This is a genomic window from Clostridioides sp. ES-S-0108-01 (assembly GCF_020662285.1).
Taxonomy (GTDB): Bacteria; Bacillota; Clostridia; order Peptostreptococcales; family Peptostreptococcaceae; genus Clostridioides.
This window is the reverse complement of record NZ_JADGMN010000036.1, coordinates 1-14,668: the sequence shown is the minus strand read 5'-3', so window position 1 is coordinate 14,668 and position 14,668 is coordinate 1. Positions and strand designations below refer to the sequence as shown.

Sequence of the window (14,668 nt, the reverse complement as noted above, 5' to 3'; positions counted from 1 at the left end):
ATAAGTTTTTTTAATATTTCGTTTTTGTTAAACATAAAAAGTGTGCACCTTCCTTTTATATAGTGATATTTAATATTTTAATTATCACCATTTTTTAGAAGAATACACACTTTATTTTAAAGACCCAATAATATAAATTTCAATTGTTTTGTAAATATGAATACATAAGTATATTTATGCATCATATATACAAAACAATTTTTTATTTGCTCTTCATTAGCTTTGTTCATAAAACTTAAGGTATTTAAATTTTTCTACATTTCAATCAGATAATACCAGATATTATTGTTTGCAATTTAATTCATAAACAATTTATAAAAGTCTTAGTTTATAAGTTTTATTTTACTTTTATCTAAAATCATCTTTAGAGAGTTTTCAACCGTTTCAATTACATCTTTATAACTCAAATACACATTTGCATAAATATAATCTTCATACAAATTATATTCAGTTACTCTACAATATAATAGTTTTCCTCCATCTAATAAATTGCTCAAAATATAGTTTTCTTTTCTTGGAACATAACCTATTACATATCCAGTTTCGCCAACTATTTTAATAGCTTTTTCATCATATAAATTATCTTTCTCTCTAGTTAAATAGTACATATTACTCTTCTCCAATTCTTTTTCAAGACATTCTCTATTTCTAAATCTTGAACCAGCAACATCTATTGAAGTTAAATAGATATCCTTACCATGAGCATCTACTTTTATTTTTTCAATATTTACAAATTCTTTCTTTAAATTATTACTTTCATATAATACTCTTCTCAACTCATCCTTCAATATGATATTTTTTTCTTTTTCGTAGGCTTCTTTAACTATCTTTAATTCTTCAATAGATAACTTCTCTCTATATCTTTTTAAAATATTTATGGATTCTTTTCTTACCTCATTTATATTTCCAAATATTCCTTTTAAAGATATATTCTTTCCTTCAGGATATAGTGATTTACTACCTTTAAGCACAATAAAAAATAACATATCATCATAATACTCTTGAGTTAATTTATCTTTTTCTATATCTTCCATTTTCCCAATTAAATTATCTATTTTAAATGTCTTTTCAAAAAAATTTAATAATTTTAATCTAGAACTTGTCACTCCCTTTTTAGATATATGCCAATATACCTCAAAATCTCTAATGTCTCTACTCAAATACGGCAACAAGTCATCAAAAGACAAATTTACATCATAAATTTCTGACAATCTTATCATATCTTCTGTTTTTCCACTAGCATCTCTTAATGCTTTAAAATATGTATTTTTCCATTTTTCACTAAGTAAAATATTATTCATTTCTTTTTCAAACTCAACCTTATTGCACTCTATACTTTCATCTTTTAAGATATTTATAGCTATTAAAAAAATCGAATATAAACTTTCAAAGTTAGTTCCATAATTCACTACAATCGGTAAAAATTGATTTACTAGTTCTAATTTATTTCCTATGTATTTAAATTCTACACTTAGCAAATAGTTACATATAAGATATGCCAAATTATTTATCTTTTCTTCATCTAAATCTCGCTTTTCAAGATATTCATTCAAATCGACAATGGAAATAATGTAATTCATCAATAATTGTTCATATTTTGTATCTTTATAACCATCTTCAATTAGATAGGAATTTATCTTAGAATCCAAATTTTCCATATTAATAATAGCAAATACTTTTATTGAACCTGTAGCTTTTTTAGATAAATTAAATAAATATGTATTGTAAAATTCAAGCCTTTTAATAGTATTACTCAAATAAAATATGTATTCTCCAGATTTAGAAAATGTATCTACAACTTCTCTTAAGTTTTCTACATCTAGATATTTCTCGCTTAAAACTAACCCAAGTTTTACATACTCAACTTTTTTACTTTTATATATTAATTCTTTAGTTAATTTATATAACCATTTCTCATCAATAATCATTTCTTTTACCAAAGTATTTATCTTTTTCATAAAAATTTCAAAATAGCAAATTAAATCCTTAGTATTATTATTCTCCAACAAATAAATTTCATTAGATTCACTTCTATACATATTTAAAATTCCATCCACTAGATTATTTGCAAGATTTACTTGTTTTCTTAAAGGTATATTTTCATATATACATAGGTAATTCATTTCAAATGATTCTTTGTATCCATCATAACCTTTAACTTCCTGCAATTGCTTAAAAACATTATCCACTAATTTCTCCTCCCTTACATGATGTAATTTATATTGATTATACTACTTATTTCGTCAAGTTTACATTTCTATGCAAAAAAATATTACTAGAAATTTAAATTCTAGTAATATTAATTATGTAAATACCCTATCTTCTAACAGTAAATAATATCCTTATTAGTTTTAATTTTAATTATTTTTAATATAAACCTATTCTAAATTTAAAATTGTTTATCAAATTCAGTTAATTTTACAATTATTTCTTCATAAATTTCTTTTACTATCTTATTATATGTATTGATAATATACATTTGTATATAGAAGTATCTCCTCCTTTATTTTTTATAAAATAAAAAAATCTATACTCTTAAAAGTATAGATTCCTAACTGACAGTCGGCATCCGAGTCTCAGTAATTATCGTTATATAACAGCAACTGAATTCAGTTCCTGAATAACTAATCTACTTATATAATAACAGATTTTTTAAAACTTGTCAACTCTATCTACCGCATTTTTTCAAGCCATGGTCCAACAGGCTCTACAAGAGGAACTTCTTTAAATCCCCAATTTCTTATATCATTCGCACTAGTTGGAGTGTATATTTTATTTCTTACAGATTTAAATATTTTATTTTTTTCTCCATATTGAATACACTTTGGATTAGCTTCTATTAACCCTCTTCTCGCTCTGCTAAGAGGATTACATAAAATATCTGCTATTTCTAAACCTTCTCTATAATCTGCATCTTCTTTTTTGGCAATTACAAAACCCTTAATCTTATCTCTTAATTCTTCATCTATATCTAAGTATATTGTTCCATTATTAAACACATCAAAAAATGCCTTTTGTACTTTTAAATTTGAAACATCATCCCTTGATTCTATAACTATTCTTGCAGATTCTACAGTTTCATTATTTACAAACGAATAAAAATTCTGAAGAACATGTATAAAAGCCACGACATATGGTTCCTTTGAAGGTGCATAATATTTCTTTAATCTAGCTTTATCTACTGTTACTGATATTATAGTACATTCTAGTCTAGATAGAAATAAAGGCAACTCATCATAGAATAACTTAATCTGTAAATCGTCAAACTTTTCAAATGCTCTTGATTTTCTTGATATATCTGTCAAATGTATTCCTATGTTGCTAGTTCCAAAACAGTGTTCTTTAAATGCATCCATTTCTTTCCTTAAAGAACAAGTATAATCTCCTTGACTCACTGCATATTTATACTCAAAAATTACTCCTGTCAATGTAAATGGGTCTTCATGATTTATATCAGCTCTTCCACTTTCATCAATAAACATTATATATTTTTTCTTTATAATCTTACTCACCTTCTTAACATATGATGATACCATCTATATTTATTTTATATGAGTTTTAAAAATATTCCAAGATTTTTATATAACTTAAACTTAATTTTACACTAAAAAATTGAGATGTAAAACAATCAATCTTCTATCGATTGACTTTCACATCTCAATTATAATTATTTTTCAATATATGGTTTTACTATTTTCCAAGAATATCTATTAATTTATCCATTACTATATAAGATACTCCTCCTCCTATTTGATAAGGAGTTTCAACTTTTTTATTTGCAAAGACTCTTTGTTGCTCTGATGATAGCCCTGAATTATCCATTAAAACTATTGGTGAATGTAATCTTACGGCTAATGGTCCAGCTGATAGGGCATCTACTAAAGCATCTGATTTACTAACTAATACAGCCTGTAAATCAGTATCTTCATAGAATTTTTCTATTACTTTAGCATTAGTATCTACTCTACTATCTCCATATATTCTATTTTCTGAAATATCTTCAGTAGTTACCTCATTCATTTTTGCTATTGTTGAATCACTAATTGCACTTGGTCCGCCTATAAAGTATGCATTTTCTAATTTTCTTTCTGTTAGCCATATATAAGATTCTTCTGTAATTCCATCTTTATTAACTAATATTATAGGTTGCTTTTCTTCTCCAGCTTTAGAAGCTACAGATAAAGCATCAGCTTCTCCATTTCCAGAAACCATATAAGCAGTTTTTATTTCTTCTCGATTTCCAAGTTCTTTAGCTATTCTTATAGCAGTTTGATATCTATCTTGACCTGCTATTCTCTTTGTTTCTGTATTGAAAGTAGTTTTTATTTCTTGCTCTAGTTTAGAACTTATTGCGCTTTCTCCACCTATCAAGATTACTGTTTTAGGTGCCAATAACTTCATTTCTTCAACAGTTTCAGCTGGTAACTCATCTGTATTAGTAAGTAGTATTGTTGAATTATAACTACTTGCTAAAGGCGTTGCTGTTATACCATCAGCTATTGCATTACCATTTACTAATATTACAGCATCTGAACTATCAACATTCCAGTTTCCAACTGAACTTATCTTCTTAGCTGTATCAAATCTATTTGTCCCTATAATTGTGTCCCATGTAGGATTTATAGTTCCATCTTCATTAAAAGTATAATCTTTTCCATCTATTTTTTGAGTATCAGTTAGCATCTTTCCATCTTTATCTAAATAGTAAGATTTACCTTCTATTTGTTGCCATCCTGTCTGCATTACTCCTGTTTTATCAAAATAATACTTATTACCATCTATTTCTTGCCATCCTGTTACTGATAGACCGTCAGCCCCTAGATAGTATTTACTTCCATTCTTTTCCTGCCATCCTGTTTGCATTACTCCATCTGAATTAAAGTAATAAGTTTTTCCATCTATTACCTTCCATCCAGATACTCTTACCCCATCAGTTCCTAAGTAATATTTTTTGTTATTAATTGTTTTCCATCCTGTTTGCATTACTCCTGAATTATCAAAATAATACATTTTTCCATTTACTTTTAACCAACTATTCTTTTGGTATGTTCCATCAGATTTTACATAATACTTCTTGCCATTTTCTGTTTTCCATCCTGTTTGGTTTAAATTTATCTTATATTTTGCTGCTATCTTTACATAACTGTCATTACTATAATCTATAATTACATCTGAACCCACAGGAACTTGGTCAAATAACCATCTAACTTCTTTATTGTGCATTCTTATACATCCACCAGAAATATGCTTTCCTATAGAACTCTCATTATTATTTCCATGTATTCCATATGTATCTCCATAAGTTCCTTTTAATGCTAATCCCATCCATCTATCTCCTAATGGATTTCTTGGGCTTCCTCCAGGTATATTCCCTTTATAATATGGTCTATTTTTTATCTTGTTAACTACTCTTGTTTTTCCTGTTGGTGTTTCTGACCCCTTTTTACCCGTTGCAACTTTAAATTCTTTTACAAGTTTACTATTTACAAAGTATCCTAGAGTATTTTTTCTTGAGTTTACTATAATCACATGTTTGCTGGCTGCGTTTGATTCTGGTACTCCACATGCAAATACTAAAACTAAAGTCATTACTAGTACTAAATACCTTTTTAGACTTTTTTTCACTATAACTTCCCCCTCTTTTAGAAACATTACTACATGTGTCTAATTATAACATAAAACTACCAATACCTTATATTTACAAATTTGTTACATTTATACATATAGATATATATTCTATTCCTCATATCCATTTGGATTCATGCTTTGCCATCTCCAAGAATCCTGACACATCTCTTCAAGTTCATATTTAGCTTTCCATCCAAGTTCTTTTTCTGCCTTTGATGAATCTGCATAACACATAGCTACATCTCCAGCTCTTCTTCCGACAATCTTATATGGTATCTCTTTTCCACTTGCCTTAGAAAATGCTTTTACTAAATCAAGAACACTATACCCCTTTCCAGTACCTAAATTATAAACAACAAGCCCTGGATGTTCTTCTAGTTTTTGTAGTGCTTTTACATGACCAGCAGCTAAATCTAATACATGTATATAGTCTCTAACTCCAGTTCCATCATGTGTTGGATAATCATTTCCATACACACTTAATTCTTTTAATTTGCCTACTGCTATTTTTGTTATATAAGGCATTAGATTATTTGGAACTCCATTTGGTTCTTCACCTATTCTACCACTTTTATGGGCACCAACTGGATTAAAGTATCTTAAAAGAGCTATATCCAATGACTTATCTGCTTTTGATATATCTACTAACATCTGCTCTATCATAAGTTTAGTTCTTCCATATGGATTAGTTACAGAAAGTGGGAAATCCTCTAATATAGGACAAGTATGTGGGTCTCCATATACAGTGGCTGAAGAACTAAATACAAATTTTTTAACACCATACTCTCTCATTAATTCAAATAAATTTAATGTACTTATTAGATTATTGCTATAATATTCAATTGGTTTTTCTACTGATTCACCAACAGCCTTTAAAGCAGCAAAATGTATAATTGATTCAATATTATTTTCTTTAAATACAACATGCATTTCATTTTTATTTCTAATATCAATATTATAAAATTTTACTGGTTTTTTAGATAATTCTTTAATTCTATCAACCACTATTGAGTTGCTATTACTTAAGTTATCAACTATAACAACTTCATAACCTGATTCTAAAAGTTCTATTGCTGTATGGCTTCCTATATATCCTGCTCCTCCAGCTACTAAAACTGCCATTGTAATTACCTCTTTTCTAATATTTATTTTTCACTTACTTTTTTTCTCATATAATCCATTAAGTCATCTTTTAGATTCTCTCTCTTTAAAGCAAAGTCTATTGTAGCCTCTAAAAAACCAATCTTATCTCCTACATCATATCTTTTGCCTTCAAATTTATAAGCATAAATAGCCTCTTGTTTTCCAAGAGTTTGAAGTGCATCTGTCAATTGTATCTCTCCACCTTTACCAGGTGTTTGCTTCTCTAATATGTTAAATATTGCAGGAGTTATTATATATCTTCCAAGTATGGCTATATCTGATGGAGCCTCTTCAATTGCAGGTTTTTCAACCATATCTTTAACTTTATATACTCTATCTTCTATATGTTTTACATCTAATATACCATACTTATTAGTATCTTCTTTAGCTATCTTTTGAACACCCAGTACAGTTGTTTTATACTCATTATAGGTATCTATTAATTGTTTTAGGCACGGAACATCTGAATCTACTATATCATCACCTAATAATACAGCAAAAGGTTCATCACCTATAAAACTCTTCGCACAGAAAATTGCATGTCCAAGACCTTTTGGCTCTTTTTGTCTTATATAATGAATATTTACCATATTCGATATATCTCTTACCATTTCTAACATTTCTGTCTTACCTTTTTGTTCTAGTTCTAACTCTAATTCAACTGATTTATCAAAATGATCTTCTATAGATTTTTTATTTCTACCTGTTATTATAAGAATTTCTTCAATTCCCGATTCTATAGCTTCTTCTATTATATACTGTAAAGTTGGTTTATCTACTATAGGAAGCATTTCTTTGGGCTGTGATTTTGTTGCTGGTAAAAATCTAGTTCCTAGCCCTGCTGCTGGTATTATCGCTTTTTTAACTGTCATCTGCATTTTTTCACCCTTCTTCGTAAATTTTCTATTGTACCAAATTAATATACCATATTTATACTTTTTCTTCAAACTCTATATTATCCCAATACTTAATGCCACAAGACAATATTAAGGTAGATGAAATTTCATCTACCTTTAGTTTTATAAGTTAATATTGTATTGTTTATATTTTATCTAAAACTTATACAGGTACTAAATTTCATCCAATATGCCTTTTATATCACTATCTATATCCTCATCCAGATAAGAATCTAAATCTTCTAAATCAACTTCTAGTTCTTGATATGTCATATCAACGCTGACATCTTCATCTATATCCATCTCTGATATTAATTCTCCTAAAATGCTATTTTCATCAGAATCTAAATCAACATCTATATCTTCATCTATATAGTTTTCATTTAAAATTTCATCTAAATCAATCTCGTAATAAACTTCATTATCTTTTTCATCACCTGAGTTTAATCCTAAAAACTCATAATTAAAATTCCAAACATTGTATTTACTTGACATACTTTATTCCTCCTGTGAAAAACATATTCTCATCTAGTTTATTGGTTCCATAGTCAACAGAATTATATATTTTTTCAATTATGTCTTTTCTTCTTTCTTTTGTACCATTGTTTAATGTCAATTGTTTAAATACATATGTATTTGTTATTCTCTCGAATAATATTTCTTTTATACTATCATCATCAATATTTCTATAGTTTTTCCACAATAACTCAAATAACTTAAACATTTCCCTACTAGTTTCATCCACATAATAGGGATACATATTTTCTACTAAATGGTTTAATCTCGATATAGCTTGTTTTAAAAATACATCAAGACTTGCACTTTCACTTTCCTTTAACATTCTATAATTGTATTTCTTCTTATCTTCTCCTGAAATTACAAATATGATATTATCTAAGCTTTTTTCAACTTCATTTAAATAACTACTTATATTATATGATAAGTCAGACAGTAAATTTTTAATCTGTTTAAATACATGTATATCAAGTTTAGCATTATACTTTTCAAATAAATCTATTTCTTGATTTTCTAATATTCTTGGCATATATGCTGACAATAAATCTAAATTGTTTCTTTGTTCTTGTATTTGCTTATAAAGTGAATTTATAACTTCTATTCTTATTTCATCATTTAATTCTTTTTCTAAAATCTTATCAAATTCAGATTTCATATAATAAATACTTCCAAAAAAATTAAATATTATCATATCATTCATAGCTTTAGACCAATTCTTATATATAACTTCAATAGAATTCTCTTTGAGTAAAGGTTGTTTTGCATATATAAAGACATCTTGCATAAGTTTTTGAACCATATTTTTACTTAAATTTAAAATCATTTTTTGATTATTAAATTTTATTTCTGTTTCTACAAAATTAGAATTTTCGTTTTCAAGTTCTTTATTAATTACAATATCTTTTACATCACTATTTTTTATAGATATGATTTCTTTTTGAAAAGACTTTAGAATAGTCAGACTATCGAAATCCTCTTGAATAAAAAATGGAGCATGTTTTAATGTATATCCTACTATTTCATTTTCTATATCTTTTAAATCATCTATTTGCATAATCTCTCTATTTTTATCATTTATATGTAGGTTAAACACATTTTTATTATCATATAATATTGTATCTTCTTCCAAATTTAACTTTGAAAAATTATCTTTTACTGACTTTACAATAGTCTTCTTAGACTTCTTATTTATAAAAATTAATTGGTCTTGATATTTCACTAAAAGCATATTTGTATTTTTATAATCAAATCCATCTATATTTCCTGATATCTTGCAGAATACTATATCACAATCTTTAGGAAGGTTTCCTATTTTTTTATTATCTTTAACCCTCTCATTTAAATCAGATGGAATTACACTCGCTATATTGTTATTAAATATAGATACAGACCTTACTATAATCCCCTCTCTTTCCATATGAAAATATCCCTTTAAAGACACTTTTTTATCTTCTAGAATATATCTTTCTATATCGTCAAAGTTTATCTCAAATCTATTTTTCCCACTGATAAATATGAACTTCTCATTATCTTTATTAATTCCACCCATATAAAACTTATTGTCATCCAAACTTAATATAGTCATATTATCCTTTAGGTAAAAGATAAATTCCCTTTGGCTTTTGCAGATTAAATCATATTCATCCAAAGTTATTTTCATGGTTAAATTTGCTGTAACATTCTTACTTGAATTTTCACTTTTTATGTAAAAAGGCAAGTTATTTCCACAGACAATTATTTGAGAATCTTCTAAAACTGCTTCTAATTTTTCTTTATTATCTGAAAAACTATATATATATTTTACCCCTGTATCATTATTAACTTCATCTGATTTGCTAATTATTATATTTCCTAGATTTGTTATATGAAGTTTTTTATATTCTTTTGAGTATCTACTGATACCACTAAGCTCAAACCCATCTGAAAGCTCATATATGATTTTTTCTCCTAATTTCAACATACCTTCACCACCTAAACAGAATTATAAGTATTTTCTAAAGGTGAACAAAATGCCTCAAAATAAATAATATCTTTTAATACTCTTTATTCTGAGACATAATTTCTCCTTTTTTATAATGTTCTAAACACCTTCAACTATTTCTTCATAAAGTTTATCTAAATGTCTAACATATTCACTATATCCAGACTTGCTCTTTAACTCACTTCTTAAATCTTCATATTTTTGTTTAAGTTCTTCAGCACTCAACGAAGGAGCTGATTCTTTCAATTCTTCTAATTTATAATCATAGTACTTATCATACATTGCTATATATGTATCAATAGATTTCTTAGCTAGTTCATTACATTTTTCTTGTGCTTCTCCATATTGAGAATAATCACCTATTTTTATCTTATAGTATCCATTTTCTTGAATTATTGTTGAAGAAATACCTTTAGCCTCATATTCTTTTGCTGTTTCTTTTGCTGTTTTTTCAACTTTAAGTGAACCTGCATAAATAGTGTAATATACACCTTTACCATCTTTATATGCTTCCATTTCTTTCGCTTTCTTTTCAGCTTTTTCTTTTTCTTGAGCCTCTTTTTCAGCTTTTGCCTTTTCTTCTGCCTCTTTTTTATCTTTTTCAGCTTTTGCTTTTTTCTCTTCTTCAGTTAGCGTGTTACCTGCTTGTTGCTGAGTTAATGTTTTTGTAGTATTATCTTTGTCATTTTTCTTATTATTGCCTACTGTTATAAAGTATCCCACGCCAACAATCGCCACTATAACTACTGCTATAATAGTTTCTTTTAATCTACTCTTCTTAGAGGTAACCTCTTTATCATCTATAGAGTCATCTTTATTTGATACATAATTTTTCATTTCTGTATTATGTTCTCTAGACTTGTCCTTAGAAGAATGTTTCAATTTTTTATTACCTTTTTCTTTCTTATTAATAGGTATTACTATTGATTTTTCATTTTCTACTTTTTCTTCTTTTACTTTTTCCTCTTCTAAATTCTTACCTTCTCTTTCATGCTTAGATTCACTATTTAAAGATACTTTTTCATCTAAGTTATTATTTATTGTTTTTTTTATTTTTACACTACGTTCTTCCTCTATATTTTGATTTACTTCTTTTTGCTTTATTTCTTGTAATTTTTCTTGATTATTTTCAATCGGTTTGTCTAAAGTTACATCAGAATAAATGTTATTTAAATTATTATCTTCTTGTTCAACTTCTTCATTATCTTTTTTAATGAATCCAAATAATTTATCTTTCTTTTTACTCTTTTTGTTTTCTGACTCAATTATATCTTCTTTATTGATATTGTACTCTCTATCTATATTATCTTTATCTTCTACAACATCACCTATATTTCCATTATGACCAGTTACTTCTTTTTTAGCCTCTTCTTCAATATCATCTTCTATGGAAATACTACTTCTAAAACAAATATCTTTATCTGCATTTTTTATCATGTAAATGTATTCTTCAATATCGATATCTTTGTTTCTTCTAGTTCTTTTTGATGCAATCTCATGATTTTCTAATTCATTATAGTTATCTTTTATTAAGTTATGTGCTTTATTCCACGTATCTTCACTAATTTCTGTTTTATTTTTAATTACATAGTCCACAAAGTCCTTAAAATTTTCAGAACCAAATTCTCCAATTATAGTCAGTCTCATTGCACCTTCTATAAGGTCTCTATTTCTTCTCTTTAGAAATTCTAATACGACTGTTGCACAAGCAAAATCCTTAATAATTTCTTTACCAAAACCATATCCTTCAACATAATGAAGTTCTTCTAATCCACACAGCTTCTTATATTCATTGTGTATTGTTTGAGATATGCTTTCATTATTTAAGCTATTTAACTTATCCATAAACTTCGATTCTACATCATTTGACTTTGATTCACGTTTTACTTTTGAATTTTTAATTTCATTTAATAATACATCATTTTCTGAATTATCCTTGCCTAATTGTAGATCTTCAATTTCTGTTGCTTTTATTTCTACTCTATCTTTTTCATTATTTGCTTCCACATTCTTAGGTACTACATCTTTATTGCTAGCTAATATTTTGTTTACACAGAATATGATTTCTCTTTTTAATTCTCTTTTAGCATCTGCCTGATTTTTAAGAAATAAACCTCCACATTCTTTCTTTTCTAAACTTATTTTTCTAAGAGATATATTAAGAAGGTCTTTATATAGATTTAAAACCTTATAATCCTTTTCTAAACGTCTTCTTCTCTCTGATAGTTCCATTTTATCATAAGCTAAAAAACTATTTAAATCATTGGCTTTTAGAGAGTCTAACCCTTCTTTCATTGCATTATTTACATACTTTCTACATTTTGCTGTAGTTAATTCTAAATCTTTTTCTAATTCATCTATTTCAGGTATGTACTTATCTACTATCCATTTACCAATAAGTGGTTCTGTATTTCTTGCTAATGTCTTATAAAACAATATATTAAATTTTAAAAGCTCAGCATATTTTGCTTCATTAAATTCTACTTTTTCAAATTTCTTTTCCAAAACGCCATCTAGCTTTTCATTTATTTTAGACTCTTGTTTTAAAAAACTTGCTGTGACATTTAAAACAGTGTTTCTTATTATATTATTTTCACTCAAAACCTTCACTCCTTAAATCAATTATTTTATTGTAATATTTACATTGTGTAAAGTTGCCAATTTAATTATGATATTTAAACAATTATTTACTAAATTTGCTACATCTTATATCATATCATATTATTTACATCATTTTACGTTTTCTTTATATATATATCTTATATTATACCATTTTTAATATCTGTACTAACTTATATTACAATATTCCTCAAAATTTTAAAAGTAGATTAGACAAATTTACAAATAAAAAAACATCAGTTTAAACTGATGTTTTGACTATCAAAATAGTTAAGCAAGTCTGTAAGCGGAGTTCTGTATTAGATAATCATCTTTCTAGGCCTATTGTCACCAATAAGCTCAAGCGACCTACCTACCGGAGAGTACGAGCAGCACTCTTTATTCCTATCTTGGTCTTGCTCCAGGTGGGGTTTACATAGCCAACTAGTCACCTAGCTGCTGGTGAGCTCTTACCTCGCCTTTCCATCCTTACCACATAAGTGGCGGTTTATTTCTGTTGCACTATCCTTAGGATCGCTCCCACTAGGCGTTACCTAGCACCCTGCTCTATGGAGCTCCGACTTTCCTCATGTAAGACTACATGCGATTATCTGGCTTACTTAATATTTATTTTACTTAGTTATGTTAACATAAATTCTTTGATATGTCAAAGTAATATTATACTAAAAATTTAAATTTATTCAAAAATAGTGTAATATAGGTATATAAACTATTTTTAACTTGAGGTGATATATTGAAAAAATTATATAGAGTAATAATTAACATCATGCTAATATTAGTAATATTTTACAGTGGATTTAATATATACTCGAAACTTACCAAATACAATCATGACACTAAAACATCCTCAGAACTTCAAGAAAAAGAATATAAAAAAGAGGACTTATCAAAAATTAACAGTGATTTTAAATTTTGGCTTTCTGTTGAGAATACAAATATAAACTATCCAGTTGTACAATCTAAAGATAATTCTTACTATCTTGACAGAGATTTTTATAAAAAAGAATCCATTTCAGGTACATTGTTCATGGATTATAGAAATAAATCTTTTGATGACCAAAATGTCATAATATATGGACATAATATGAAAAATAAAACTATGTTTAATAATCTAAATAAGTTTAAAGATGATAAATTTTTTAAAGAAAATAACCAAATAAAAATTATAATTAATGAAAAAGAGTTTTTATATGATGTTTTTTCTGCTTACATTGTAGAATCAGATTATGATTATTTAAAAACAAGTTTTAACAGTGAATCAGATTATCAAAATTACATAAAAGATATTACTTCTAAATCATTACACAAATCACCTATCAAGGTAACCGGTAATGATAAAATAGTTACACTTTCTACTTGTACTTATGAATTTGATGATGCTAGAATGGTTATTCATGGTAAATTAGCTTCAAATTAGGAATATTTTTAATATGTATTTGAACATTTTATTTAAATCTCCCTGCATTTAAAACTTCTAGACACAGTTTAAAATAAAAATTTTAAACTGTGTCATCATTTATGTCTATAACTTGTAAAGTACTAAAAATATATAATATAAAATAATAAATCTATTAGACAATAAAAAAAGACTATGTTAAGAACACAGTCTTTACTGGAGCTGGTGATAGGAATCGAACCTACAACCTGCTGATTACAAGTCAGCTGCTCTACCGTTGAGCCACACCAGCAAACTTATTATATAGTAGAACTAATTTTTTAATTAACACTCTAAAAACTACACATATATTTTACTGAATAAACATCAAATAAATATTGGTCAAGTCCTCGACCTATTAGTATCGATAAGCTAAATACATTACTGCACTTACACCTTCGACCTATCAACCAGATAGTCTTTCTGGGGTCTTACCCTTGCGGTGGGAAA

9 protein-coding genes, 1 tRNA gene, 1 rRNA gene and 1 other RNA gene are annotated in these 14,668 nt (G+C 26.9%); 1 reads left to right on the top strand and 11 read right to left on the bottom strand.

What is annotated here, in order from left to right:
• Positions 1 to 323: 323 nt before the first annotated feature.
• The 9 genes from IR152_RS18945 to rnpB all read right to left on the bottom strand — a co-directional run bounded on the left by IR152_RS18945 (position 324) and on the right by rnpB (position 13,385).
• Positions 324 to 2,189 (bottom strand): HIRAN domain-containing protein, encoded by a 1,866-nt coding sequence (locus IR152_RS18945; protein WP_227453392.1) that lies wholly within the window; start codon positions 2,187 to 2,189, stop codon positions 324 to 326.
• Positions 2,190 to 2,672: 483 nt separating this feature from the next.
• Complete coding sequence (locus IR152_RS18940; RefSeq protein WP_227453391.1) at positions 2,673 to 3,482, bottom strand: DUF3800 domain-containing protein; 810 nt, start codon at positions 3,480 to 3,482, stop codon at positions 2,673 to 2,675.
• Positions 3,483 to 3,690: 208 nt separating this feature from the next.
• Entirely contained in the window at positions 3,691 to 5,625 is a 1,935-nt protein-coding gene (locus tag IR152_RS18935; RefSeq protein WP_227453390.1) for a cell wall-binding protein Cwp22, read from the bottom strand.
• A gap of 111 nt (positions 5,626 to 5,736) precedes the next feature.
• Entirely contained in the window at positions 5,737 to 6,750 is a 1,014-nt protein-coding gene (gene galE / locus IR152_RS18930) for a UDP-glucose 4-epimerase GalE (protein ID WP_227453389.1), read from the bottom strand.
• A gap of 23 nt (positions 6,751 to 6,773) precedes the next feature.
• Complete coding sequence (galU, locus tag IR152_RS18925) at positions 6,774 to 7,649, bottom strand: UTP--glucose-1-phosphate uridylyltransferase GalU (protein ID WP_285894789.1); 876 nt, start codon at positions 7,647 to 7,649, stop codon at positions 6,774 to 6,776.
• Positions 7,650 to 7,841: 192 nt separating this feature from the next.
• Entirely contained in the window at positions 7,842 to 8,162 is a 321-nt protein-coding gene (locus tag IR152_RS18920; protein WP_227453388.1) for a hypothetical protein, read from the bottom strand.
• The gene (locus tag IR152_RS18915; protein ID WP_227453387.1) at positions 8,152 to 10,143 is read right to left on the bottom strand and encodes a hypothetical protein; all 1,992 of its coding nucleotides are present in this window, start codon (positions 10,141 to 10,143) and stop codon (positions 8,152 to 8,154) included. The genes IR152_RS18920 and IR152_RS18915 overlap by 11 nt, the downstream gene beginning before the upstream one ends.
• Before the next feature lie 120 nt (positions 10,144 to 10,263).
• Positions 10,264 to 12,774: an SPOR domain-containing protein gene (locus tag IR152_RS18910; RefSeq protein ID WP_227453386.1), complete on the bottom strand. Its 2,511-nt coding sequence runs from the start codon at positions 12,772 to 12,774 to the stop codon at positions 10,264 to 10,266.
• 276 nt (positions 12,775 to 13,050) lie between these two features.
• An RNA gene (gene rnpB, locus IR152_RS18905) (RNase P RNA component class A) lies at positions 13,051 to 13,385 on the bottom strand.
• Between the two features lie 131 nt (positions 13,386 to 13,516).
• Between rnpB and srtB the strand changes: the two genes are divergently transcribed.
• Positions 13,517 to 14,200, top strand: a complete 684-nt coding sequence (gene srtB / locus IR152_RS18900) for a class B sortase (RefSeq protein WP_227453385.1) — start codon at positions 13,517 to 13,519, stop codon at positions 14,198 to 14,200.
• Positions 14,201 to 14,396: 196 nt separating this feature from the next.
• Here the strand turns inward: srtB and IR152_RS18895 are convergent.
• Positions 14,397 to 14,471 (bottom strand) — tRNA-Thr (locus tag IR152_RS18895).
• A gap of 85 nt (positions 14,472 to 14,556) precedes the next feature.
• Positions 14,557 to 14,668 (bottom strand): 23S ribosomal RNA (locus IR152_RS18890); the annotation flags it as partial.

Coding starts and splice junctions, on each gene's coding strand:
- IR152_RS18940 (WP_227453391.1), bottom strand. CDS start 3,482: ATGTTTATTGATGAAAGTGGAAGAGCTGATATAAATCATGAAGACCCA.
- galE (WP_227453389.1), bottom strand. CDS start 6,750: ATGGCAGTTTTAGTAGCTGGAGGAGCAGGATATATAGGAAGCCATACA.
- galU (WP_285894789.1), bottom strand. CDS start 7,649: ATGCAGATGACAGTTAAAAAAGCGATAATACCAGCAGCAGGGCTAGGA.
- IR152_RS18920 (WP_227453388.1), bottom strand. CDS start 8,162: ATGTCAAGTAAATACAATGTTTGGAATTTTAATTATGAGTTTTTAGGA.
- IR152_RS18915 (WP_227453387.1), bottom strand. CDS start 10,143: ATGTTGAAATTAGGAGAAAAAATCATATATGAGCTTTCAGATGGGTTT.